The sequence below is a fragment of the Butyricicoccus faecihominis genome (assembly GCF_014648015.1).
GTDB lineage: Bacteria > Bacillota > Clostridia > Oscillospirales > Butyricicoccaceae > Agathobaculum > Agathobaculum butyriciproducens.
Genome location: NZ_BMQH01000010.1, coordinates 46,856 through 70,093, shown reverse-complemented (window position 1 = coordinate 70,093; position 23,238 = coordinate 46,856). Strand labels below are relative to the sequence as shown.

Annotated in this window: 21 protein-coding genes and 1 riboswitch; of the genes, 8 read left to right on the top strand and 13 right to left on the bottom strand. The window is 56.0% G+C overall.

Going from position 1 to position 23,238, the window contains the following annotated elements; translation table 11 throughout:
- The first annotated feature begins 29 nt into the window (after positions 1 to 29).
- Together IEY11_RS10790 and IEY11_RS10785 are read left to right on the top strand one after the other, a co-directional pair.
- A complete protein-coding gene (locus IEY11_RS10790) occupies positions 30 to 530 on the top strand; it encodes an RNA polymerase sigma factor (RefSeq protein ID WP_117751052.1) in 501 nt (166 codons plus the stop codon).
- Positions 496 to 1,536, top strand: coding sequence for a hypothetical protein (locus IEY11_RS10785; protein ID WP_117489696.1), 1,041 nt, complete (start codon positions 496 to 498; stop codon positions 1,534 to 1,536). The genes IEY11_RS10790 and IEY11_RS10785 overlap by 35 nt, the downstream gene beginning before the upstream one ends.
- Positions 1,537 to 1,569: 33 nt before the next feature.
- Here the strand turns inward: IEY11_RS10785 and dinB are convergent, their stop codons facing one another.
- Positions 1,570 to 2,784 carry a DNA polymerase IV gene (gene dinB, locus IEY11_RS10780; RefSeq protein WP_188886528.1) on the bottom strand — a complete coding sequence of 405 codons (1,215 nt, stop codon included), beginning with the start codon at positions 2,782 to 2,784 and terminating at the stop codon, positions 1,570 to 1,572.
- A 98-nt stretch (positions 2,785 to 2,882) separates the two neighbouring features.
- Positions 2,883 to 2,985: riboswitch (TPP riboswitch) on the top strand.
- A 73-nt stretch (positions 2,986 to 3,058) separates the two neighbouring features.
- On the opposite strand from dinB, the gene thiS reads away from it, so the two are divergent.
- Both thiS and thiF read left to right on the top strand, forming a co-directional pair.
- Entirely contained in the window at positions 3,059 to 3,253 is a 195-nt protein-coding gene (thiS, locus tag IEY11_RS10775) for a sulfur carrier protein ThiS (protein ID WP_192924392.1), read from the top strand.
- 205 nt (positions 3,254 to 3,458) lie between these two features.
- Positions 3,459 to 4,094, top strand: a complete 636-nt coding sequence (thiF, locus tag IEY11_RS10770) for a sulfur carrier protein ThiS adenylyltransferase ThiF (protein ID WP_117489694.1) — start codon at positions 3,459 to 3,461, stop codon at positions 4,092 to 4,094.
- A 47-nt stretch (positions 4,095 to 4,141) separates the two neighbouring features.
- On the opposite strand, the gene mscL is transcribed toward thiF, so the two are convergent.
- The gene (gene mscL, locus IEY11_RS10765) at positions 4,142 to 4,555 is read right to left on the bottom strand and encodes a large conductance mechanosensitive channel protein MscL (RefSeq protein ID WP_188886527.1); all 414 of its coding nucleotides are present in this window, start codon (positions 4,553 to 4,555) and stop codon (positions 4,142 to 4,144) included.
- 78 nt (positions 4,556 to 4,633) lie between these two features.
- Between mscL and IEY11_RS10760 the strand changes: the two genes are divergently transcribed.
- From IEY11_RS10760 to thiC, 3 genes are all read left to right on the top strand, one after another.
- Positions 4,634 to 5,398 (top strand): thiazole synthase, encoded by a 765-nt coding sequence (locus tag IEY11_RS10760; RefSeq protein ID WP_118478112.1) that lies wholly within the window; start codon positions 4,634 to 4,636, stop codon positions 5,396 to 5,398.
- Positions 5,399 to 5,420: 22 nt separating this feature from the next.
- Positions 5,421 to 6,611 (top strand): 2-iminoacetate synthase ThiH, encoded by a 1,191-nt coding sequence (gene thiH / locus IEY11_RS10755; protein WP_188886526.1) that lies wholly within the window; start codon positions 5,421 to 5,423, stop codon positions 6,609 to 6,611.
- Positions 6,612 to 6,964: 353 nt separating this feature from the next.
- On the top strand, positions 6,965 to 8,287 hold the full coding sequence (gene thiC / locus IEY11_RS10750; RefSeq protein ID WP_188886525.1) for a phosphomethylpyrimidine synthase ThiC: 1,323 nt from the start codon (positions 6,965 to 6,967) through the stop codon (positions 8,285 to 8,287).
- A 241-nt stretch (positions 8,288 to 8,528) separates the two neighbouring features.
- Here the strand turns inward: thiC and IEY11_RS10745 are convergent, their stop codons facing one another.
- Positions 8,529 to 8,846: an RNA polymerase sigma factor gene (locus IEY11_RS10745; protein WP_110435333.1), complete on the bottom strand. Its 318-nt coding sequence runs from the start codon at positions 8,844 to 8,846 to the stop codon at positions 8,529 to 8,531.
- Complete coding sequence (locus tag IEY11_RS10740; RefSeq protein WP_118359956.1) at positions 8,824 to 9,066, bottom strand: hypothetical protein; 243 nt, start codon at positions 9,064 to 9,066, stop codon at positions 8,824 to 8,826. The genes IEY11_RS10745 and IEY11_RS10740 overlap by 23 nt, the downstream gene beginning before the upstream one ends.
- 156 nt (positions 9,067 to 9,222) lie before the next feature.
- On the opposite strand from IEY11_RS10740, the gene spoIID reads away from it, so the two are divergent.
- Positions 9,223 to 10,182, top strand: a complete 960-nt coding sequence (gene spoIID / locus IEY11_RS10735) for a stage II sporulation protein D (protein ID WP_188886524.1) — start codon at positions 9,223 to 9,225, stop codon at positions 10,180 to 10,182.
- A 234-nt stretch (positions 10,183 to 10,416) separates the two neighbouring features.
- Here spoIID and IEY11_RS10730 read toward each other — a convergent pair whose 3' ends face one another.
- The 9 genes from IEY11_RS10730 to IEY11_RS10690 all read right to left on the bottom strand — a co-directional run bounded on the left by IEY11_RS10730 (position 10,417) and on the right by IEY11_RS10690 (position 23,226).
- Complete coding sequence (locus IEY11_RS10730; protein WP_188886523.1) at positions 10,417 to 12,864, bottom strand: glycogen/starch/alpha-glucan phosphorylase; 2,448 nt, start codon at positions 12,862 to 12,864, stop codon at positions 10,417 to 10,419.
- A 294-nt stretch (positions 12,865 to 13,158) separates the two neighbouring features.
- Positions 13,159 to 14,595: a glycogen synthase GlgA gene (glgA, locus tag IEY11_RS10725; protein WP_188886522.1), complete on the bottom strand. Its 1,437-nt coding sequence runs from the start codon at positions 14,593 to 14,595 to the stop codon at positions 13,159 to 13,161.
- 192 nt (positions 14,596 to 14,787) lie between these two features.
- Positions 14,788 to 15,915: a glucose-1-phosphate adenylyltransferase subunit GlgD gene (glgD, locus tag IEY11_RS10720; RefSeq protein ID WP_118478120.1), complete on the bottom strand. Its 1,128-nt coding sequence runs from the start codon at positions 15,913 to 15,915 to the stop codon at positions 14,788 to 14,790.
- Positions 15,916 to 15,930: 15 nt separating this feature from the next.
- A complete protein-coding gene (locus tag IEY11_RS10715) occupies positions 15,931 to 17,139 on the bottom strand; it encodes a glucose-1-phosphate adenylyltransferase (protein WP_118478122.1) in 1,209 nt (402 codons plus the stop codon).
- A 96-nt stretch (positions 17,140 to 17,235) separates the two neighbouring features.
- Positions 17,236 to 19,407, bottom strand: a complete 2,172-nt coding sequence (glgB, locus tag IEY11_RS10710; RefSeq protein ID WP_188886521.1) for a 1,4-alpha-glucan branching protein GlgB — start codon at positions 19,405 to 19,407, stop codon at positions 17,236 to 17,238.
- Between the two features lie 243 nt (positions 19,408 to 19,650).
- A complete protein-coding gene (locus tag IEY11_RS10705; protein WP_110435325.1) occupies positions 19,651 to 20,880 on the bottom strand; it encodes a competence/damage-inducible protein A in 1,230 nt (409 codons plus the stop codon).
- A gap of 86 nt (positions 20,881 to 20,966) precedes the next feature.
- On the bottom strand, positions 20,967 to 22,136 hold the full coding sequence (thiI, locus tag IEY11_RS10700) for a tRNA uracil 4-sulfurtransferase ThiI (protein WP_110435324.1): 1,170 nt from the start codon (positions 22,134 to 22,136) through the stop codon (positions 20,967 to 20,969).
- 23 nt (positions 22,137 to 22,159) lie between these two features.
- Positions 22,160 to 22,546, bottom strand: coding sequence for a hypothetical protein (locus tag IEY11_RS10695; RefSeq protein ID WP_188886520.1), 387 nt, complete (start codon positions 22,544 to 22,546; stop codon positions 22,160 to 22,162).
- Positions 22,547 to 22,551: 5 nt separating this feature from the next.
- On the bottom strand, positions 22,552 to 23,226 hold the full coding sequence (locus IEY11_RS10690; protein ID WP_188886519.1) for a hypothetical protein: 675 nt from the start codon (positions 23,224 to 23,226) through the stop codon (positions 22,552 to 22,554).
- Between the last annotated feature and the right edge of the window lie 12 nt (positions 23,227 to 23,238).

The following is a 23,238-nucleotide window of genomic DNA, read 5'->3' as shown; positions in this document are numbered from 1 at the left end:
TCGTATTATCGGTGAAAGGAGGATGGAGCATGACCACAAAAACACCCGAACAACTCGTCAGCGTCTACGGCGACATGGTATACCGATTGGCGTATGCGCAGACGCGCAGCCGTCACGACGCGGACGATATTTTTCAGGAGGTCTTTCTCCAGACCGTGCGTAAACGACCGGTTTTCGACAGTGTGGAGCACGAAAAGGCATGGCTGCTGCGGGTGACGCTCAACTGCCTGAAAAGCCACTGGCGCATGGCATGGCGGCGGCACGACACACCGCTCGATGACCGCATTCCGTTTCCCGAGCCGGAGGACAGCGCACTGGATGAAGCCCTGCGGCGGCTGACGCCTAAGTACCGCACGGCAGTGCATTTATTCTACTGCGAGGGCTACACCGCAGAGGAGATTGCGCGCATGAGCGGGGAAAAACCGTCCACGATACGCACACGGCTGACACGCGCACGGGCACAGCTGCGCGAATTGATGAAAGGAGAACTGGACGATGGATTTTCACAAGCAGTACCGCGACATGAATGAGAATATCACGCCGAGCGACACACTGGTGCAGCAGACGATCGCCAAAATGGAGAGCGGCAGGCCGCACAGAGCGCGAAAACCGCTCAAGATCATCCTTGCGGTTGCAGCGGCACTGGCCTGCGTGAGCACCGCCGTAGCCGCCAATCAGGAGGCGGTTCTGCGGGTGCTGTACCAAATCGCGCCCGGCATGGCAGAGTACCTGCAGCCGGTCGGGCAGGTCTGTGAGGACCGGGGCGTTAAGTTGGAGGTCGTTTCGGCGGACGTGGAAGGCAGCACGGCAAAGGTTTATTTGTCGCTGACCGACACCACCGGCAGCGTGTTCGGCGATGCCGCGCCGGATATGTACGACAGTTGGTCGCTTGATTACGCCGGTTTTGGTCGTGGAGCACGTTCCTATGGCTGCTCAACGCTCGATTACGACCCGAATACGCATACCGCAACCTATTTTCTGCAGATTGATGATTTGAATGGCAAACATATTCCGGCAGGTGCATTCCGGTTTTCGTTCAATCAGCTTCTCATCGGCAGAGAAAAGCAGGAAGGTGTTCCGGTAACGGCGGATTTGTCTGCTGTGCCGAAAAACGCACCGACCGAGAACCATGCAATCAACGGTTACGGTACAATGAATCCGGATGCGCTGGGTGACATGGATTCGTATGATTTTCTTGTTCCGCAGGGCACGCTCTGGCAAAGCGAGGACGGTATATGCGCACTGATTGCCGCCGGCTGGCGAAATGGAGAACTGCATTTGCACTATCGCACAGATGGTTCGCTGTCGCTGGACAATCACGCAGATTTTTCCACCGTGCACCTTGCAGACGGCACGGAATTGATGTGCGATTACACGGTAACCTACAAGGATTTTGACAACGACACCGACTACACCGAGTACGTTTTCCCGATGGCATACAAGGATGTTGCCGACTGTACACTTACCGGTGATCTCTACACCGCAAGCAACCTGATGGACGGCAGATGGGCAGTTTCCTTCCGGCTGACGCAGTAACGCAACATGAGGACATATCCGATGGATATGTCCTCATGTTTTATCTGTTTTATCCTTTTTCTTCACCGAATGCGCGAACACAACGGATTGATCACCGAATTTCTGCCGCAGTGCGTCAACCGTCTGGTCGAGCTTATGCTGGCGGTCGCGCTTTTGGATATCCTCGGCGGCATCAAACAGCGAAAGCTGCTCGCACGACTGATTTTCCGGCAGCAGATTGGCAGCCGTGACCGACAGCAGGCGCACCGGCTTGTCCATCGGCCAGTGCCCGAGCAGCAGCTGCATGGACAGATCGATGAGCGTCCGCGTGGAGTTGGTCGGCCGCTCAAGCGTTACCTGTCGTGAGCGGTTGTGAAATTCCGGGTCGCGGATGCCGAGCTGCACGGTCTGGCACACCATGCCGCGTTTTCGCAAACGTCTACCGACATTGTCGCACAGCGCCGTGATGCCCATGCGGCATTCGTCCGCGCCGAGCAGATTGTGCGCAAACGTCATGCTGTTGCCGACCGATTTGACCTCTCGTTCGGCGTAAAACGAGCGCACCGGCTCATCGTCCTCGCCTCTGGCGTAACGCAGCAGAAGATCGCCGTTTTTGCCCAGAATGCTGTGGATAAACGCCGGATCGCAGGCCGCCAGCTCGCCGATCGTGCGCACGCCCAGTCGGTTGAGCCGGTCGCTGGCGCGTTTGCCGACATACAGGAGCGTGTTCGCGGGCAAGGACCACACGCGCTGCTTGAAATTTTCGCGCGAAAAGACCGTCGTGCCATCCGGCTTTTTGTAATCGCTGCCGAGCTTGGCGAACGCGCGGTTGAACGATACGCCGACCGAAATGGTCAGCCCGACCTCCTCGCGCATGCGGCGGCGCAGCTCGTCCGCGATATGCTCGCCGGAGCCGAACAGGTGCATCGAGCCGGTGACATCGAGGAAGGATTCGTCAATGCCGAACGGATCGACAAGATCGGTGTACTGCAGGTACAGTTCGTTGCACTTGCGCGAAAACTTCACATATTCGCTCCGATGCGGTGCTACCAGCCGTAAATCCGGGCATTTTCGTTTCGCCTGCCAGATGGTCTCGGCGGTTTGTACGCCGAAGGCTTTGGCCTTCTCGTTCTTGGCGAGAATGATGCCGTGGCGGCTCTCCGGATCACCGCAGACGGCGGTCGGTCCGTCGGCGAGCGACGGGTCGAGCAGCGTTTCCACACTCGCGAAAAACGAGTTGCAGTCGCAGTGCAGAATGGTTCGGTCCATCGGTCATCATCTCCTTTCGAACGAATGTTTGCATTGTATAACTGCATTATATCCGAAAAAAATGTGCTTGACAAGTGGGAGAATGAGGTGCATACTGTATTTGCAAGCAAGGGTGCCGTGATGAGCGGCTGAGAGGGCGAGAGCCTAACCTTTTGAACCTGTTGGTTAGCACCATCGTAGGGAAGCTGTCGCATACACTTGAAATTTTAATGCTCCGGTTTTACCGAATGGTGAGACCGGAGCATTTTTTTCTTGCGGAAAAGAGGATATTTGCATGAAAGTAAACGGTAACGAACGCGCTGTTCCCGCAGAAGGAACCGTACTGTCACTGCTGAAGGAGCTGGGGCACGACCCGCAGCGTGTGGCTGTCGAGAAGAACGGCACCATCATTCCGCGCGCGCAGTTCGCGGAAGAGAAGCTGACCGATGCAGACCATCTGGAAGTCGTATGCTTTGTGGGCGGCGGCTGATATTCTTCGATTGAAACTACAGTTTCAATCGAGAGGGGACATACTGCATAAAACGCGGATATGTCCCAAAGAAATTTGCGCATCGCAAGCGGCACACAAATTTCTTACTGGTATGAAAACCGAGATACATGCTCCCGGTTTTCATAGAAATTGCAATGCAATTTCCGATTAAATGCACGCTGTGCGTGATTACAGGAGAATTCCCATGATTTTAACCAAAGAACAACTGCATGACGCACTGGTGGAACGCCACGGCGTGGATATTCAGGCTAAGCTGGACAAGGCGTGTGTCGGCATTGCGGGTCTGGGCGGGCTTGGCTCCAACCTTGCGATTTTTCTGGCGCGGCTGGGTGTCGGTCATCTCATCCTCGTGGATTTCGATGTGGTGGACATCACCAACCTCAACCGACAGCATTACACGATGAAAGACCTCGGTATTCCGAAAACGCTCGCACTTGTCGAGCAGCTTGAGGCCATCAATCCCTATCTCACCTACGAGACTTACACCGAGCGGGTCGTTCCGTCCAACGTAGAGCGGCTGTTCTCCGGCTGTGATGTGGTCGTGGAGGCGTTCGACAAGCCGGATCAGAAGGCTATGCTGCTCGAGAATCTGCTTACCAGACTGCCGGAAAAGCCGGTCGTATCGGGCAGCGGCATGGCAGGCTACGGCTCGGCGAACCTGATCAAGACCGAAAAACGCTTCGGCCATGTGTATCTCTGCGGCGACGGTACAAGCGATGTAGCCGACGGTCTCGGCCTGATGGCGCCGCGCGTAGCGGTCTGCTCGGCACACGAAGGCACGATGGTGCTGCGCCTGCTCATTGGCGAAACGGAGCCGTAAATAGAAAACGGAGAACAGAAGCCGCAGCTTTCATTCTCCACTCCCCATTATTCTTTCGGCTGATCGGAACCGCAGTGTGCACACTTGACAGCCTTGATCGGAATCTCGCTGCAGCAGAACGGGCAGACCTTGGTGGTCGGCTCTGCGGGTGCTTCCGGCTTTTTGCCGAGCGCGGTCAGCTTATTGACTGCCTTGAGCAGACAGAACAGCACGAACGCCATGATCAGGAAATTGATGATCGAGGTGATGAACGCGCCGTAGCGCAGCTCCACACCGCCGAGGTTCAGCACGAAACCGCTTAAATCGGTGCCGCCGAACAGGCCGAGGATCGGGTTAATGAGGTTATCGGTCAGTGAAGTCACGATGCTGGTGAACGCACCGCCGATGATAACACCGATCGCCATGTCCATCACGTTGCCGCGCAGCGCGAAGGCTTTGAATTCTTCGATAAACTTTTTCACTTTTACGTTCCCCTTTCTTATTTATACTATCAGTTTATACGTTTCCCTTAAATGGGTCAAGAAAAAGGAGTTTTTCACATGAAAGATACACTTGTAATCGGCGGACACGAGTTCAAGTCCCGCTTTATCCTTGGTTCCGGCAAGTATTCGCTCGACCTGATCAACGCTGCTGTGCAGAATGCAGGCGCACAGATCATCACGCTGGCACTGCGCCGAGCAAATGAGGGCGGCACGGCTAACATCCTCGACTATATTCCGGAGGGCGTAACGCTGCTGCCGAACACCTCGGGTGCCCGCAATGCCGACGAGGCAGTTCGCATTGCGCGTCTGTCGCGTGCGTGCGGCTGCGGCGATTTCGTCAAGATCGAAATCATGCGCGACAGCAAGTACCTGTTGCCGGACAATCAGGAGACTATCCGCGCGACCGAGATCCTCGCAAACGAAGGCTTTGTTGTCATGCCGTATATGTATCCCGATCTGAACGTTGCGCGTGATCTGGTCAACGCGGGCGCGGCCTCCATCATGCCGCTGGCGGCTCCCATCGGCACGAACAAGGGTCTTGCCACCCGCGAGTTCATCAAAATCCTGATCGACGAAATCGACCTGCCGATCATTGTAGACGCAGGCATCGGCCGTCCGTCGCAGGCTTGCGAGGCGATGGAGATGGGCGCGGCAGCTATCATGGCCAACACCGCGATTGCCACCGCAGGCGATATTCCGGCGATGGCTGAGGCGTTCAAGCAGGCGATTGAGGCAGGCCGCACGGCATACCTTGCCGGTCTGGGCCGTGTCCGTGAGACGGCGTCGGCATCCTCTCCGCTGACCGGTTTCCTGCAGGATTAAGACGGAAAGAGGGATATTTGTCATGGAAAACGAAAAAAATGAAATGATTTCCGCGAAATACATCACCGCTGATACCGATCACATGGAGTATCAGCTGGGCATGGACAACATCGGCTCCGAGGTGCAGGACGAGGTCATTTCCCGCATGAACGCCTATGACGCGGATGCCTATACGGCGGCTGACGTGCTGCGTGCGCTTCGCAAGGACGTTCTCTCGCCGGAGGACTTCGGCGCACTGCTGTCTCCCGCGGCGCTGCCGTTCCTTGAGCAGATGGCGCAGCGCGCACAGGCCGAAACACGCAAGCATTTCGGCAACTCGGTGCAGATGTTCACGCCGCTGTATATCGCCAATTACTGCGAAAATTACTGCATTTACTGCGGTTTCAACTGTCATAACAAGATTCGCCGTGCCAAGCTGGATATGGACGAGATCGAACAGGAGCTGAAGGCCATCGCGGAGACCGGTCTGCAGGAAATCCTCATTCTGACCGGCGAGAGCCGTGCCATGTCGCCGGTATCCTACATCGGCGAGGCCGTTAAGCTGGCGCGCAAGTATTTCCGTGTCATCGGCATCGAGATTTATCCGCTCAACGTGGATGAGTACGCTTATCTGCATGAGTGCGGTGTGGACTACGTTACCGTATTTCAGGAGACCTATGACGACCAGAAGTACAAAACCCTGCACCTCGGCGGTCACAAGCGCATTTTCCCGTACCGCCTGAACGCACAGGAGCGTGCCTTAATGGGCGGCATGCGCGGTGTCGGCTTTGCGGCGCTGCTCGGTCTGTCCGACTTCCGAAAGGACGCGTTTGCGACCGGTCTGCACGCGTACCTGCTGCAGCGCAAGTATCCGCACGCAGAGATTGCTTTCTCGTGTCCGCGTCTGCGCCCGATCATCAATAACGATAAGATCAATCCGAAGGACGTGCACGAGCCGCAGCTGCTGCAGGTGGTATGTGCCTACCGCATCTTCATGCCGTTCGCGTCCATCACTATCTCGACCCGCGAGCGCGCGGGCTTCCGCGATAATATCATCGGCATCGCCGCCACCAAGATTTCCGCCGGCGTAGACGTCGGTATCGGCGGTCACTCCGGCGAGGATAAGGGAGATGAGCAGTTCGAGATTTCGGACGGCCGTTCGGTCGATGAGGTATATAACGCAATCGTAGAGCATAATCTGCAGCCTGTAATGGCAGATTATCTGTATGTTTAACACATTTCTGCTGTATTTTGCCGAAAGCAAAACAAGCAGAACAGGCGCACCGCAGTGCGCCGCATAAAATTCCCTAAGAAAGTCAGGGCGTGTACCTGACTTTCTTACCACTGCCCGCGCCGCCGCGGCGCGGCCTCGTTTGCTGTGCAAACGAGAGGGGGATATCCGGACAAGTTCCCAGGGAAACTTGTCCGGCATCTAAGGGGGACGGAGTCCCCCTTAGAACAAGGCTTGTCAGCCGCCGAAGTGCGGCAATCTGCTGAGGACAGAGCGCACCGCATGCCACTGCAGATTTATATGAAAACCGCACTCCGGAAGCAATAAATTTTATTCCGAAGGAGTATCAGTAAGCCATGAGAAATTATGCAACGCAGATGGATGCCGCAAAGCGCGGTATCGTCACGCCGGAGATCGAAACGGTCGCCAAAAAGGAAAACCGTCCGGTCGAGTTCATCATGGAACGAGTCGCAAAGGGTACGATTGCGATTCCGGCGAACATCAATCACAAAAGCCTGTCCGCAGAGGCGGTCGGCGACGGCACCCGCGTAAAGATCAATGTCAATCTCGGCATTTCGGGTGACTGCAAGGACTACGAGATGGAGCTGCGCAAGGTGCGCATGGCCGTTGACATGGGCGCGGAGTCCATCATGGACCTGTCCAACTACGGCAAGACCAACACCTTCCGCAAGCAGCTGATCGACATGTCGCCCGCGATGATCGGCACCGTACCGATGTACGACGCGATCGGGTATCTGGAAAAGGATCTGCTCGAGATCACCGCACAGGATTTCCTCAAGGTTGTTGAGGCGCACGCCAGGGAGGGTGTGGACTTCATGACCATTCATGCGGGTATCAATCGCCGTGCGGTCGAAGCCTTTATGCGTGAGGGCCGCAGGATGAACATCGTCTCCCGCGGCGGCTCGCTGCTGTTCGCGTGGATGAAGATGACCGGAAATGAGAATCCGTTCTTCGAGTATTACGACGAGGTGCTGGACATTCTCCGCCGCTACGACGTTACCATTTCGCTGGGTGACGCACTGCGTCCGGGCTGCATTGATGATGCGTCCGACGCGGGTCAGATCAGCGAGCTGATCGAACTGGGCAATCTTGCGCAGCGTGCGTGGGCGAAGGATGTACAGGTTATGATCGAGGGCCCCGGCCATATGGCGATGAACGAGATTGCGGCCAATATGCAGATGGAAAAGCGCCTTTGCCATGGAGCGCCTTTCTATGTCCTCGGGCCGCTCGTCACCGATATTGCACCGGGTTACGACCATATTACCTCGGCCATCGGCGGCGCCATCGCCGCACAGGCCGGCGCGAACTTCCTGTGCTACGTTACACCGGCGGAGCACCTGCGCCTGCCGGATGAAAATGACGTGCGCGAGGGCATCGTTGCCAGCAAGATCGCGGCCCATGCCGCCGATATCGCACTCGGTTTGCCCGGTGCGCGTGACCGCGATAACGCAATGGCGGACGCGCGTCATAAGCTGGATTGGGATGCACAGTTCGCGCTGGCACTCGATCCGGAAAAGGCCGAGCGCTTCTATAATCAGGTTCCGCCGACCGAGCGTCATACCTGCTCGATGTGCGGTAAAATGTGCGCCGTGCGTACCACAAATATGATCCTTGAGGGCAAAGAAGTCAAATTCTGCTCGGAAAAGGGCGCATGCTGATGCTTCGGAATAAAAAAGAGCGGTCGGGAGACCGCTCTTTTTTGAAGCTGTCGAAAAACTACCGTTTTTCGAGCCGCCTCTCGATAAAAACCACGCTTTCGGTCGAATTCTGAAGAAAAATCGCGCCTTGCAGGCAGGATTCTGTTTGCTTCGCAAGTGTTCGATCTCGATTTGGCAATCAAACAAACAAAACCGGCACATAAGGAGAAAAACCTCTGTATGTGCCGGTTTTCGCTTGCAGCTAAGAAAAATACTGATGTCTCAGCTCCAGATTGTACGCAAGCAGCGTCCGCAGCCGTTTTTTGCCGCGGGAGCAGTGCCGCGATACCGCCGATGGACTGATCCCAAGCCGTTCGGCGCACTGCTTGCAGGATAATCCCTCCACCTCGATCATCCACAGCACCTCGTACTGCCGCGGTGTCAGTTGCTCGCGCATGGCCCGGAAGAAGGCCGTGCGGAATGCCTGCCGGAAGCCGCGGTCGTCCTCCGCGAGCAGACCGAGATACTGCCGGTAGGCCAGCCGTGTCGCTGTGTGCTCAGACAGCGCGACAGTCCGCATGCGCGTCACCTTCTTCGCTGTGGTCGTGGTAGTGCTCCATCAGGAATACGGTCTGACGGCTCTCGTTGATCAGCGTCTGCAGGAATTTTGCACGCTGCTTGAGCCGGTAGCGCACCTCCGGCTGACGCGTACGCTTCTGTGCCGCCTGAAGCTGCTTGATACGCAGCTCCAGCAGAGCGACATTTACACGGTATTCCTGCGCCATCTCACACAATTTCATGGCGGCCCCTCCTTACGATATACGAACAAATGTTCGATTCTTTATGTCCCTTATAATACAACATAAAGTATGAGTTGTCAATGAAAAACTATATTTTGTGTTATATTCCTAAAATTCGCATCATACATTGTGGTAGAGAGGGAAGGAGGAGATACCATGCACAGACTGCTGCTGACCGGTGTCGGGCTGGTGCTGGTGCTGTATTTGCTGCCGGTATTTTACCCAGCGGAAACGGACAAGACAGAGCCGCAGACACCCTCAGAAAGCGTCACAGCGGCAGCGACAGGCGGTTCGGACATCACGGTTCTGGTGAACGGCAAGGCGCAGGAAATGCCGCTGGAGACCTATGTGGAGGGCGTGACGGCGGCAGAGATTGCGGACGATTTTCCGGTTGAAGCCATCCGCGCACAGGCGGTCGCAGCGCGGACGTACGCGGTGTATAAGCAGTCGAGAGGACGGCCGGCAGAGCATCCGGATGCGGACGTCTGCGACGATTACAGCCATTGTGCGGCATACCAGCCGGACGCGGTCAAGACGTTCAGCACCGGCTATTCGCGGATACGCAAGGCCGTCAAGGACACGGCAGGGCAGATCCTGACCTGCGACGGTGCACCGATTGCGGCTGTGTTCCACTGCGTCAGCGGTCCGAAGACCGAGTCTGCCGCCGATGTCTGGGGCGAGGATATTCCGTATCTGCAGAGCGTGGTCAGTCCGGGCGGCACGCAGTACGCCGGATACGAGAGCGCGGTGACACTAACGGCGGATGCGTTCCGCGAAAAGGTCGCGCAGACTCTGCCCAAAGCGGATGTGAGCGGCAAGCCCGACCGCTGGTTTGCGTCCTCGGTGCGCTCGGCGGCTGGCGGCGTGAAAACCGTGAAGCTCGGCGGCGTGACCGTCGAGGGAACCGCAGTGCGGGCGCTGTTCGGCCTGCAGTCCACGAATTTCACCATCACAACCACCGAGGACAGTATTACGTTTCACACCATCGGATACGGACATGGTGTTGGTCTGTCGCAGTATGGTGCTAAATATATGGCGGAGCAGGGAAGCGATTACACGGAAATACTGGCTCACTATTATCCGCATACAGAGTTGAAATTGGAGAGCAGAGAGTGAAGAAAATGGAAAAATGAGAATGGAAAATTGCGAACCTTGTTCGCATATGAAAAGGAGCGCATTGCGCGACAAAAAAGGCAGGATATGTGCCTGCCTTTTTTAACAAACAGGAAAATCCCCCGAAAACCGGGAAGTTTTCGGGGGATTTCTCTGCAATAGCCCTTACAGGCTTGCCTGGCAAGGGCGTTTCTCGATAGAAAGGACGGTTACGTCCTTTCTATCGAAGGCGAAGCCTTAGAAAGCGAAGTTGGTCTTAACTCTCCAGATATTCTGTGCATACTCAGCAATCGAGCGGTCCGCTGCGAAGCGGCCGGAGTTGGCAATGTTGATCAGCGCCATGCGGTTCCACTGATCCTGATCGCGGTAAGTCTGGCTTACGCGCTCCTGTGCTTCAGCGTAGGATGCGAAGTCCTTCAGGCTCATATAGCGATCAGCCGGGCCGCCGTTGCCGCCGTGCAGCAGCAGGTTGGCAATATCGGTGTAGTCCACGCCGTCACCGAAGCCGTGGATCATCTGATCGAGCACGCGGCGGATCACCGGATCGTTCTGGTAGATGACCATCGGCTCATAGCTGCCGGAAGCGGCCAGTGCCTCAGCCTCGGGCGTCTCCATGCCGAAGATGAAGATGTTCTCCTTGCCGACTGCCTCGCAGATCTCGACGTTTGCGCCGTCCATCGTACCGATGGTCAGAGCACCGTTCATCATGAACTTCATGTTGCCGGTACCGGACGCTTCCTTGCCGGCGATGGAGATCTGCTCGGAAACCTCGGCAGCCGGCATGATGATCTCAGCCAGCGATACCTTGTAGTCCTCGAGGAATACGACCTTCAGCTTGTCGCGTACTGCCGGATCGTTGTCGATCATCTTAGAGATGGAGTTGATCAGCTGAATGGTCTTTTTCGCAACTGCGTAGCCCGGTGCGGCCTTGGAGCCGAAGATGAAGGTGCGCGGAACGAAATCCATATCCGGATTGTCCTTCAGCTTGTGGTACAGGCTGATAATGTGCAGAATGTTCAGCATCTGGCGCTTGTACTCGTGCAGACGTTTAACCTGTACGTCGAAGATGGAGTCCATGTTGACTTCGATGCCGTTGTGCTCCTTGATATAGTCCGCCAGACGCTGCTTGTTGTGGCGCTTGATCTCGCCCAGCTTGTCGAGCAGCTCCTTGTCATCCGCATAGTTGTTCAGAACCTGCAGCTCGGACGGATGGGTGCGGTAGCCGGTGCCGATCTTGCTCTCGATCAGCTCAGCCAGCTCCGGGTTGGCCTCACACAGCCAGCGGCGGTGTGCAATGCCGTTGGTGACGTTGCAGAACTTGGAGGAGTAGATCTTGTAGAAATCAGTGAATACGCGCTCCTTGAGGATCTCGGAGTGCAGCGCGGATACGCCGTTAATAGAGAACGAGCCTGCGATAGCCAGATGCGCCATGCGGACGGTATCGTCGGCAACGATAGCCAGCTTGGAGATCTTCTGGAAGTCGTTCGGGAAGTAGTTCCACAGCTCCTTGCAGAAGCGCTCGTTGATTTCGTAGATGATCTGCATAATACGCGGCATCAGCTCCTGAACGAGCGATACCGGCCAGCACTCGAGGGCTTCAGGCATAACGGTGTGGTTGGTGTAAGCAACAGACTGGCTGGTGATGTTCCAGGCCTGCTCCCAGCTCATGTCGTTTTCGTCCATCAGGATGCGCATCAGCTCTGGAATAACCAGGGTCGGATGGGTATCGTTGATGTGCAGGACGTGCTTGTGCGCGAAGTTTTCGAGCGTGCCGTACTTGGCCTTGTGCTTTGCACAGATGTCCTGCAGGGTTGCGGAAACCAGGAAGTACTGCTGCTTGAGACGCAGGGACTGACCCTCGCGGTGGTTATCCTCCGGATAGAGGACCATGGAGATGGTCTCTGCCAGTGCGTGCTTCTCCAGTGCTTTCAGATACTCACCGGAGGAGAACAGCTTCATGTCCAGTGCGATCGGGCTCTGTGCCTTCCACAGGCGCAGACGCGCGATGTTGTTGGTGCCGTAACCGGAGATCGGCATATCATACGGAACTGCCAGAACCGGCGTGTAATCGTGGTAGTTGACAACCAGCTTGCCGTTATCGTCGAAGTAGGTGTCAACCGTGCCGCCGATCTTGACCTCGCGGGTCTCATCCATTGCCGGAATCTGCCAAACCTCGCCGGTAGACAGCCAGGAATCCGGCAGCTCGACCTGCTGGCCTTCTACGATCTTCTGCTTGAAAATGCCGTGCTCGTAGCGGATGGAGTAGCCGGTGCCGCGTACGCCGTCGGTCGCCATGCCGTCCATATAGCAGGCAGCCAGACGGCCAAGACCGCCGTTGCCCAGACCGGGATCCGCTTCCTCCTCGAAGATGTCCGCCATCTCGAAGCCCATGTCCTTCAGGGCTGCGGTCAGTGCATCCAGCATACCGAGGTTGTAGGCGTTGTTGCGCAGGCTGCGGCCGACAAGAAATTCCATGCACAGATAATGCACCTGACGCTCTCCGTCGCGCTCTACCTCATTCTGGGTTTCGATCATGTGCTCTGTCAGTGCATCGCGCACTACGAGGGCACAAGCCTCGTATACCTGATCCTTGGTAGCGTCCTCTACCTCGCAGGCGAAATGTCTTTGCAGTTTACCTGCAATGGCTTCTTTCAAAGCGGTCTTTGTGTACTGGGTCTTTGGCATGGTCTTTCTTATCTCCTCACATAGTTGTTTGGAGGCACTGCCGAGCGATACGTCTGCGGTGCTTTGCGGAAATTTTGCGCTTTGGCGTCGTTGCGATCCCTTGCAATACACAAAGTATTGCTGCGGAACCGCGCCTAGCCAAATCACAAACTTTACTCGCAAATCACTCTTGCCGTATCACTCGTCAGCACCTCTAAGGGTGCCGTAGATTTCAATGGGATGAAAATTACGGAATCACCAGTTACCGTCACCGTATTCCCTCAAATCGGGTGACGGGTCGGGCTGACAGGTCGGTTACTGACCCATCGCGGTCTTGTAAACCTCGATATATTTATCGGCAGAGCTGCCCCAGCTGAAGTCGCTCTGCATACCCTGCATAATCAGCTTGCTCCACGCAGGCTTGTTAAAGCGGAATACGCCGCAGGCCTCGCGGATAACGTGCAGCATGTCGTGCGCGTTGTAGCTTGCAAAGGTGAAGCCGTTGCCCGTGCCGGCATAATCGACAAAGGCGTGAACGGTGTCCTTGAGGCCGCCGGTCTCGCGGACGATCGGAATAGTGCCGTAGCGCAGTGCGATCATCTGTGCCAGGCCGCACGGCTCAAACTTGGACGGCATCAGGAACATATCGGCGCCTGCGTAAATGCGGTTTGCCAGATCGCCGGAGAACATGATGGACGCGGAAACCTTATCCGGCCAGCGACGCTTTGCCTCAATGAACATCTGCTCATAGCGGTAGTCACCGGTGCCGAGCACGATCAGGCGAACATCATCTGCCAGAATATCCGGCAGGACTGCTTCGATGAGGTCGAGTCCCTTCTGGTCAACAAAGCGAGTGACAATGCCGATAACCGGCGTGTTTGCATCGCCCTCGAGGCCGCAGAGCTTGAGCAGTTCGGTCTTATTGACCTGCTTATCCTGCGGATTGTTCGGGCCGTATTTCTTGAAGATCTTGCTGTCGGTCTCCGGATTGAAGGCATCCATGTTGATGCCGTTCAGGATGCCGTGCAGCTTGTAGCTGTTCATGCGCAGCACGGAATCCAGACGGTAGCCGTAGTATTCGGTCTGAATTTCGTTTGCGTAGGTCGGCGAAACCGTGGTGATAGCCGTGGAAGCCACGATAGCAGCCTTCATCAGGTTGACGTCACCGTCCATCGCCATAAAGCCGGAGCGGAAGTGTGCGTCGTCAATGCCGAGCACATACTCCAGAATCTCACGGCCGTAGCGGCCCTGATACTGGATGTTGTGGATGGTGAACACGGTCTTGATATTCTCGTAGAACGGACGGGAAGCGAACATCAGGTTGTAATAAACCGGAACGAGGGCAGTCTGCCAGTCGTTGCAGTTGATCACATCCGGCTTCCAGTCCAGATCGGGCAGTACCTCGAGTACCGCCTTGGAGTAGTACGCGAAGCGCTCTGCGTCGTCGTACTCGCCGTAGATCTGGCCGCGTGCGAAGTAATACTCATTATCGATGAAATAATAGGTAACGCCGTCTGCCTCATAGCGGAAGATACCGCAGTACTGGTTGCGCCAGCCCAGACGGACGTAAGCGTTTTTGATGTAATAGAACTTTTCGCGCATACTCTGGTCGATCGCAGAATACAGCGGGCAGAATACACGCACGTCATGTCCCTTGGCAGCGAGTGCCTGCGGGAGCGAACCTGCTACATCGCCCAATCCGCCGGTTTTGATGAACGGAGCGCATTCGCTGGTAACATACATGATTTTCATAAAGCCGAGCCTCCCCAACAGAGAGTGCGGAAACAGCGCTGACCGTTTCCGCACCCGTTGTAATTTTATTATACTCGTTTCTGTCTGAATGTAATATAGCAATATTTCACGAACATTTGCGCTGCGGAAAATGCGTTTTTGCTGTGATAGCAACTTCTAAACAGAAGTTTATGCGGATTTAACAGAAAAGGATCAAACGGTTGCGTTTTTTGCGATGGTGATCGGATAATTTTCGTGTCCCATCATCGTGCGGCCATCACGGATAATAACATTGCGGTCGGTGATGACATGACGGAGCGAAGCCTCGGTCATAATGCGTCCGCCTTCCATGATGATGCAGTTATTGACCTCGGCGCCCTTTTCAATCACAACGTCGCGGAACAGAACGGAGTTCTTTACCTTGCCCTCGATGCGGCAGCCGTCGGCGATGAGGCAGTCCTCTACGTCGGCTTCATCGCCGTAGTAGGTCGGAGCCTCGTCCTTGATGCGGGTCAGGATCGGACGGGTGCGCTTGAATACCTCGTTGCGGACATCCTTGTCGAGCATGTCCATGTTGGAGCGGTAGTAGTCGAAGGTGTCCTCGACCTTGACGGCGTACTCGTTGAACAGGTAGCCGGCTACCGTGCCGTCCATCAGGGCACGGGTGAGGAATTCGCGCTCAAAGTGGATGCAGTTATGGGTTACGCAGTCGGACAGCATGTGGATAAGGTACTGGCGGCTCATGACGTAAATGCCGAGTGCCGCATGCTTGCACTTGCCCTCGTTGCAGTCTCCAACGCGGATGTCAACGGCTTCCTTCTTGCGGTTCAGCTCCACATAGGTGGTAAATGGGGAATCCTTCTGCTTCTTGGTGCATACCATGGTCAGGTCTGCGCCGGACTTGATGTGGCGGTCGATAACGTCGTCGAGCGGTACATTGGCAACAATGTCGCCGTCCGCTACGACTACATAGTCTGCACGGTTCTTCTGCAGGAAGTCAACCGCACCGGCCAGTGCGTCGATCTTGCCGCGGTACTCGCCGGTTACCAGCGGAGACGCCTTCTTGGAGTAGGAATACGGCGGCAGCATGGTTACGCCGCCGTTCTTGCGGGAAAGATCCCAGTCCTTGGCGTTGCCGATGTGGTCGATAAGGGACTGGTACTTGTCCTTCATCAGTACGCCCACGCGGTAAATGCCGCTGTTTACCATATTGGAAAGCATAAAGTCGATAATGCGATACCGGCCGCCCCACTGTACCGCACCGACCGTGCGGTGCTCGGTGATCTCACGGAGATCGCTGTCGGTATCAAATGCAATGATCATGCCTAAAACGCTGTTCATGTTTGTGCCGCCCCCTTACTTTACGTCCGGCAGATCCTTATCTGCCATTTCCTTAGCGGCCAGCTTTGCGCCGCTGCCGATGCGAACGCCTTCGGCTACTACCGCAACGCCCCAGTTGTCTACGTCGCTGTCGGACGGGCTGCCGCCGACTTCCGCGCCCTTGGCGATAACGGCCTTTTCGGCTACGATGGAGTAGCGCACGGTCGCGCCTTCCTCAACCACGGCACCCGGCATCAGGATGGAATATTCCACCTTGGCACCCTTGCCGATCTTAACATCCGAGAACAGGACGGACTCGGAAACGTCGCCGTAGATCTCACAGCCCTCGGAGAGCAGGGTATGGGTAACCTTAGCCTGCTTGGAGGTGAAATGCGGAGGCGAACCGGTGGTGCGGCCGTAGATCTTCCAGCTGTCATCGGAAAGCTGCAGGCCGGAGTTCGGAGAGAGCAGATCCATGTTTGCTTCCCACAGGCTCTCGATGGTGCCTACGTCCTTCCAGTAGCCCTTGAAGCGGTAGGAAACCAGCTTTTCACCGTTATTCAGCATCGCCGGAATAATGTCCTTGCCGAAGTCGTTGGAGGACTGCTCGTTGGCCTCGTCATTGATGAGGTATTCCTTCAGCTTTTTCCAGGTGAAGATGTAGATGCCCATGGAAGCCAGCGTGGACTTCGGCTCCTTCGGTTTCTCCTCGAATTCGTAGATGGTGCCGTCCGGCTTGCAGTTCATGATACCGAAACGGGAAGCCTCGGAAAGCGGAACGTCCAGCACCGCGATGGTCGCGTCAGCGCCGGTCTCCTTGTGCTGCTGGAGCATCTTGTTGTAGTCCATCTTGTAGATGTGGTCGCCCGAGAGAATGAGGACGTATTCGGGATCGTAATCCTCCAGGAACTGAATGTTCTGGTAGATGGCGTTTGCGGTGCCCTTGTACCACTCGGTCTTTTTGCTCTCGTACGGCGGCAGAACATAGACGCCGCCGCGCAGGCGGTCGAGGTCCCACGTCTGGCCGGAACCGATGTAAGCGTTGAGCACATGCGGCTCGTACTGGGTCAGCACGCCAACAGTATCAATGCCGGAGTTGACGCAGTTGGAAAGCGGGAAGTCGATAATACGGTACTTACCGCCGAACGGTACGGCAGGCTTAGCGACCTTTTTGGTCAGCACATACAAACGGCTGCCGCGGCCACCTGCGAGCAGCATGGCTACGCATTCTTTTTTCCGATACATGTAAATTCTCCTTTTTCACAGTTTGCATCGCTGCAATCTATACGCCGTCTGGCGTATCCCCTCTGTGTATCTCTTTTGCAGCAAACTTGCGCTTGCTTATTTAGAACCGCCGGTTGCGGTTACTGCCTTGTCTGTCGGTACGGAAACCGCCTTTTCGGTGGTTTTCGCAACTGCCTTGGTTCCGGTGCGTGCCACCGCCTTTTCAGTGGTCTTTGCAACGGATTTGGAGCCGGTCTTGGCTACGGACTTCTCGGTTGTGCGGGCTACGGCCTTGGTGCCGGATTTCGCAACCGCCTTAGTCGAGCGGGTGCGCTTTACCGGTTTCTTGGCAGCTGCGGCTTTTGCGGCCTCGATCTCTGCCTTGGTGCGGCGCTTGGCTCTTGCCTTGCCCTTGAGGAACAGCACGCCGAAGCGCGGAATCTTCAGAACAATGGACTGTTCCTGACCGTGCATAGGCTTGTTTTCGGTCTTGAGCTTGCCATTTGCCATGCCGCTGCCGCCGAACTCGGTCTTGTCCGAGGTGAATATCTCTTCATAAGTGCCGGTGATCGGAACGCCGATGCGGTATTCCTGCTGCTCCTCCGGAGAGAAGTTGACAACGACCACGATATCCGAGCCGTCCTTCGCCACACGGCGGAAGGCGATGATGTTGTTGCGGTTGTCCTCATGGCTGATCCACTCGAAGCCGCGCCAGTCGGTATCCTGCTCCCACAGCTGCGGAGTAGCAAGGTAGAAGTGATTGAGCGCCTTGACGTACGCCTGCATCTGGCGGTGCGCCGGATAATCCAGCAGCATCCAGTCCAGTCCGCGCTGGTACGCCCATTCGGAGAACTGTGCAAACTCGCCGCCCATGAACAGCATCTTCTTGCCCGGGTGTGCGGCCATATAGCCGTACAGCGCGCGCAGACCGCCGAACTGATTTTCATACGGAGGCGGCATCTTGCTGATGAGCGAGCACTTGCCGTGCACGACCTCATCGTGCGAGAGCGGCAGAATGTAGTTTTCGGAAAAGGCGTACATGAACGAGAAGGTGATCTTGTCGTGCATGTCCTTGCGGAAGAACGGGTCCGCCGAGCAGTAGCACAGCATGTCGTTCATCCAGCCCATGTTCCACTTGAAGTTGAAGCCCAGACCGCCGTCATAACCCGGCTTGGTCACCATCGGCCATGCGGTGGACTCCTCGGCGATCATCATAACGTCCGGATGATCGGTCAGAATGTACTCGTTGAGCAGCCGCAGGAAGTCAACGGCCTCGAGGTTCTCACGGCCGCCGTGAACGTTCGGCCGCCATTCGCCCTGACGGTTGTAATCCAGATACAGCATGGAAGCGACCGCGTCCACGCGCAGGCCGTCCATGTGGAATTTCTCGATCCAGAACATCGCGGAGGAGAACAGCAGGTTTCTCGTGGAGACCTTGCCGTAGTCGAATACGCGCGTGCCCCATTCCTTGTGCTCCATCTTGAGCGGATCGGCGTATTCGTACAGGTGCGAGCCGTCAAACTCGACCAGTCCGCAGCCGTCCTTCGGGAAGTGCGCCGGAACCCAGTCCATGATAATGCCCAGACCGGCCTGATGCGCCTTGTCGATCAGGTACATCAGATCCTTCGGCGTGCCGTAGCGGCTGGTGGCGGCAAAGTAGCCGATTACCTGATAGCCCCACGAGCCGTCGAACGGATACTCGGTCAGCGGCATAAACTCGATGTGGGTGTAGCCCATTTCCTTGACATACGGCACAAGCTCGTCCGCCAGCTGGCGGTAGGAGTAGAAGTTGCCGTCCTCGTGCATCTTCCACGAGCCGAGGTGGCATTCGTAGATGTTGACCGGATTGGAATACGGCAGGTGCTTTTTACGCCAGTCCAGCCACGAGGCGTCGCCCCATTCGTAGCCGTCGAGGTCATACGCCTTGGTGGCGTTGCCCGGACGGGTCTCAAAATGGAAGCCATACGGGTCGGACTTGTCAAACACATCGCCGGACTTGGCCCATACACTATACTTGTATGCGGCATATTCCGGAATATTCGGAATAAATTTCTCCCAGATACCCTGTTCATCGCGCGTCATATAATCGGCGTCGCGATTCCAGTCGTTGAACTCACCCATGACGGAAACTTTTTCGGCCTCCGGTGCATAAACACGGAACAGATAACCCTGTTCACCATCCTGCACGAAAGGGTGGGCTCCCATGTAATCGAACGCGCGACAATCCCGGCCGGAATAGAAAAGCTCGCTTCGCTTTTCCGCGGCGGGTGCTGCGGATTTTTTCTTCATACAGCATCTCTCCCTTTACAGCCGCCAAATGAAGGAAAATACGAATATTTTCCAACAGTTTGTGTACTTCGACAGAATTTTGGCGGAATACCCTCACTTTAGTTAGATATAGTATACATCACATAAATAGAAAAGTCCAGCAATTTAGCACAATTACTGGACTTTCTTTACAGAAATTTTGTTTGCTTTCCACATCATTTGAGTGGAAATGACAAAATAACGTACAATTCGATATAAATTTGTTCAGAAAATGTGACGGCGGATGAGATCGAGCGCCGTAGAAGCGGCCTGCATGCGCACACGGTCGCGGCCGAGCGAGGACTGCATTTTGCGGGTAAAGAACTTGCCGTCGTACCAAACGCTGATATAGACCAGACCGGTCGGCTTGTCCTCGGTGCCGCCGCCCGGGCCGGCAATGCCGGTGATGCCGACGCCGATGTCCGAGCCGAGCGCATTTGCAACGCCGACTGCCATCTGCTCTGCGGTTTCGGGAGATACCGCGCCGACCGTGTCGAGGGTCTCCTTCTTCACGCCGAGCACCTTCTCCTTGACACTGTTGCTGTACGAGCACACACCGCCGAGGTAGTAATCGGATGCGCCTGGGATGTCGGTCAGACGCTTGGACAGCAGACCGCCGGTGCAGCTTTCGGCTACTGCGAGGGTCAGCTTGCGCTCGCGCAGGCCGTCGCCGACTACCTGCTCGAGAGAGTCAACATCTACGCCGTAAACATCGTCTCCGAGCAGCTTCAGGATTTCGTCAACGACCGGATCGAGCATCTTCTCGCATTCTGCTGGGGTGTCCGCCTTGGCGGTAACGCGCGCGAAGCACTCCGAGGTACGGGCATACGGCGCGATGGTCGGGTTTGCGCTTTTTTCCATCATGTCATGCAGGATATTCTCCATGTTGCTCTCACCGAGACCGAATACGCGGATGTTGCGGGATACGATGCAGCCGCCTGCCAGCTTGTACAGATACGGCATTGCACATTCCTTCCACATCGGGTTGCACTCGCGCGGAGGACCGGGCAGCATAAGAACATGCTTGCCATCGGCCTCAAACGCACAGCCGGGCGCCGTGCCCCACAGGTTGGTGAATACGGTGCAGCCCTCGGGCAGCCATGCCTGCTTTTCGTTGTTCTTGGTCATTTCGCGGCCAATGGTCTTGAAAAAGTCGGTCAGACGGTCCATGGACGGCTGATGCAGCACCATCTTTTTGCCGAAAACGGTCGCCAGCGTCTCCTTGGTCAGATCATCAAGGGTTGGGCCAAGGCCGCCGGTGGTGATGATGATGTCAGCACGGTCCTTTGCCTCGCGGACTACGCGCTCGAGACGCGCCGGATTGTCACCGACAACGGTCTGGTAGAATACATTGATGCCCAGCTCGGACAGACCCTGCGAGATGAGCTGTGCATCGGTGTTTACGATGTCGCCCAGCAGGATCTCTGTGCCGACTGCGATAAGTTCTGCGTTCAATGGATTTTCCTCCTTTGGAAAAACGTGATAGAGGTTATATTGCAGGGCGGGGTGTCCCCGCCCTGCGGCATAGCGAATACCTGTGTTTATGGCAGATGAATAATCTCCACACCCTTAACCGCCTCGTCCACGAGTGCTTCAACGTCGAGGTGGCTCTCCGCCTCGAGGATTTTCGGCATCTTCGGCTTGGTATTCGGGTGTTTCGGGGTGAATACGGTGCAGCAGTCCTCGTAGGGCAGGATAGAGGTCTCAAAGGTGTCGATCTTACGGGCGATCGTCACAATTTCCTCTTTATCCATGCCGATGCAGGGACGGAACACCGGCAGGTCGCACACTGCGCCGGTAACGGCCATGGCGGGCATGGTCTGGCTGGCAACCTGACCGAGCGACTCACCGGTGATGAGTGCGCCGCAGCCGTACTCGACAGCTACGCGCTCGGCAATGCGCATCATAAAGCGGCGCATGATGAGCGTGAACAGCTCCTCGTGGCACTTGTCGCGGATCTCCTCCTGAATGTGGGTGAACGGCACGACCATAACGCTCATGCGGCCACACCATGCGGTCAGCTTGCGGCCCAGCTCAAGCACCTTCTCCTTGGCGCGCTCGGACGTATACGGATAGCTGAAAAAGTGGATGCCGCACAGCTCCAGACCGCGCTTGGCCATCATCCAGCCGGCAACAGGGGAGTCGATGCCGCCGGAGAGCAGCAGCGCTGCACGGCCGTTCGAGCCGATCGGCATGCCGCCCGCACCCGGAACCGGACCGGCGTGAACGAAGGCGTACTTCTCGCGCATCTCAACGTGCACGGTCAGGTCAGGATGGTGCATATCCGGACGAACATCAGGGAACAGATCAGCAAGCTCGCCGCCGACGTGCTGGCTGATCTCTGTCGATGTCATCGGGAATTTCTTGTCGCCGCGCTTGGACTCGACCTTAAAGGTCTTAGCCGCCGCAAAATTGGGTGCCAGATAGTCCTTTGCGGTCGCAATGACACTCTCGAGCGTCTTTTCCGGGCAGACCGCTGCACGGGAGATGGTCGCAAAGCCGAACACACGGCTTGCGCACTCCATAACCGCATCTGCGTCCGCATCGTCCGGAATCTCCACATAAACGACCGACTGGCGCATGGTGATCTCGCAGTCTGCAACGTGCGCCATGCGGCGCTTGAGGTTTTTCAGCAGACGATCCTCAAAGGTTTTGCGGTTGAGTCCCTTGAGGACGATCTCACCGCACTTGAGCAGTAATACTTCTTTCATTTATTGTCTCCTTGATGGTAAATTTATTTGTTTGCGCTGATGATTTCCTTCTCCTCGGCGGTCATCAGGCTGTCGCGGTCGGCGCTGTCCGAGCCGAACTCCAAGCGGGTCTTGACGTAATCATCATCCGGCAGGTTGAACACCTGTGCCAGATAGTTTAAGTAAACGTCCGCCATGATTTCCAGTTTGCCGTAATCGGTCTCCCACGGTACGAGCGACTGCGTGCCGACGCTGACCGTGCCGTCCTCCCGGCGGTCAATTTTGACCGGCAGACTGCATTCCGCTGCACGCTTTTCGGCAGTGTCCGGCAGGCTGTCGTAAAGACCCTCCATCCAGAAGCGGCATTTGCCGTCGTAAACGGCAATCTGCTGCGCGGAGCCGTTCGGTTTGGTGATGGTTTTGTATTCCATATAGATTAAACTCCTTGTTTTTGTTCCTCGTCAATGGTCCCGCGAAAATAAGAAACAAGAACACCGTATTTTTCGCCATCCTTGTTTGCGGAAAAGGCGTAATAGTCGGACTTGTCAGCCGGTTCGGGCGCAGAAAAGTAGAGAGCCTCGCTGTCCCGACCGTCTTTATACGCGGTATTGTTATTGGGATCGACTTTGTAGTAAACACAGTCTGTGTAGCCTGCCTGCTCAACGATATTCTGCGCCTGTGATGCGGTAATCGGGTGGGTAATCAGCAGAAATGCGCCGGTAATACACAGAACAGCTACCATAGCAGCCGCATAGGCAGTGGAATTTTGCTCTCGATATCTTAGCTCGATAATGCTCAACGTAGCCCAAAGCGGCAGGAAAATCCAGTTGTCGAGAGAATACGGTTCCGTGAACAGTATGTACGGAATGGTGCAGAGGATACCGCAGAATATCAGCTGACAAAGCCGTGTAACGATATGATTAGGCGGAAACCATGGTTCTCGTTCCTCGCCTGTACGCCCTGCGGCTGATGCAATAAAAACAGCGCAGGTAGCGCCAACCAGCACAGGATTGTCCAGCAGCATCCGGCCGTACACGAAGAAGTGCAGACCGAAAATCACGGCCGTGCAGATACAGCAGATACCGGCGTTCATAATATGTTTTTTGCTCATAACCCTACCTCC

Bases quoted from the DNA above. Each gene is read 5' to 3' on its own strand.
- IEY11_RS10790 (WP_117751052.1), top strand. From the start codon at position 30: ATGACCACAAAAACACCCGAACAACTCGTCAGCGTCTACGGCGACATG.
- IEY11_RS10785 (WP_117489696.1), top strand. From the start codon at position 496: ATGGATTTTCACAAGCAGTACCGCGACATGAATGAGAATATCACGCCG.
- dinB (WP_188886528.1), bottom strand. From the start codon at position 2,784: ATGGACCGAACCATTCTGCACTGCGACTGCAACTCGTTTTTCGCGAGT.
- thiS (WP_192924392.1), top strand. From the start codon at position 3,059: ATGAAAGTAAACGGTAACGAACGCGCTGTTCCCGCAGAAGGAACCGTA.
- thiF (WP_117489694.1), top strand. From the start codon at position 3,459: ATGATTTTAACCAAAGAACAACTGCATGACGCACTGGTGGAACGCCAC.
- IEY11_RS10760 (WP_118478112.1), top strand. From the start codon at position 4,634: ATGAAAGATACACTTGTAATCGGCGGACACGAGTTCAAGTCCCGCTTT.
- thiH (WP_188886526.1), top strand. From the start codon at position 5,421: ATGGAAAACGAAAAAAATGAAATGATTTCCGCGAAATACATCACCGCT.
- thiC (WP_188886525.1), top strand. From the start codon at position 6,965: ATGAGAAATTATGCAACGCAGATGGATGCCGCAAAGCGCGGTATCGTC.
- IEY11_RS10745 (WP_110435333.1), bottom strand. From the start codon at position 8,846: ATGCGGACTGTCGCGCTGTCTGAGCACACAGCGACACGGCTGGCCTAC.
- IEY11_RS10740 (WP_118359956.1), bottom strand. From the start codon at position 9,066: ATGAAATTGTGTGAGATGGCGCAGGAATACCGTGTAAATGTCGCTCTG.
- spoIID (WP_188886524.1), top strand. From the start codon at position 9,223: ATGCACAGACTGCTGCTGACCGGTGTCGGGCTGGTGCTGGTGCTGTAT.
- IEY11_RS10730 (WP_188886523.1), bottom strand. From the start codon at position 12,864: ATGCCAAAGACCCAGTACACAAAGACCGCTTTGAAAGAAGCCATTGCA.
- glgA (WP_188886522.1), bottom strand. From the start codon at position 14,595: ATGAAAATCATGTATGTTACCAGCGAATGCGCTCCGTTCATCAAAACC.
- glgD (WP_118478120.1), bottom strand. From the start codon at position 15,915: ATGAACAGCGTTTTAGGCATGATCATTGCATTTGATACCGACAGCGAT.
- IEY11_RS10715 (WP_118478122.1), bottom strand. From the start codon at position 17,139: ATGTATCGGAAAAAAGAATGCGTAGCCATGCTGCTCGCAGGTGGCCGC.
- glgB (WP_188886521.1), bottom strand. From the start codon at position 19,407: ATGAAGAAAAAATCCGCAGCACCCGCCGCGGAAAAGCGAAGCGAGCTT.
- thiI (WP_110435324.1), bottom strand. From the start codon at position 22,136: ATGAAAGAAGTATTACTGCTCAAGTGCGGTGAGATCGTCCTCAAGGGA.
- IEY11_RS10695 (WP_188886520.1), bottom strand. From the start codon at position 22,546: ATGGAATACAAAACCATCACCAAACCGAACGGCTCCGCGCAGCAGATT.
- IEY11_RS10690 (WP_188886519.1), bottom strand. From the start codon at position 23,226: ATGAGCAAAAAACATATTATGAACGCCGGTATCTGCTGTATCTGCACG.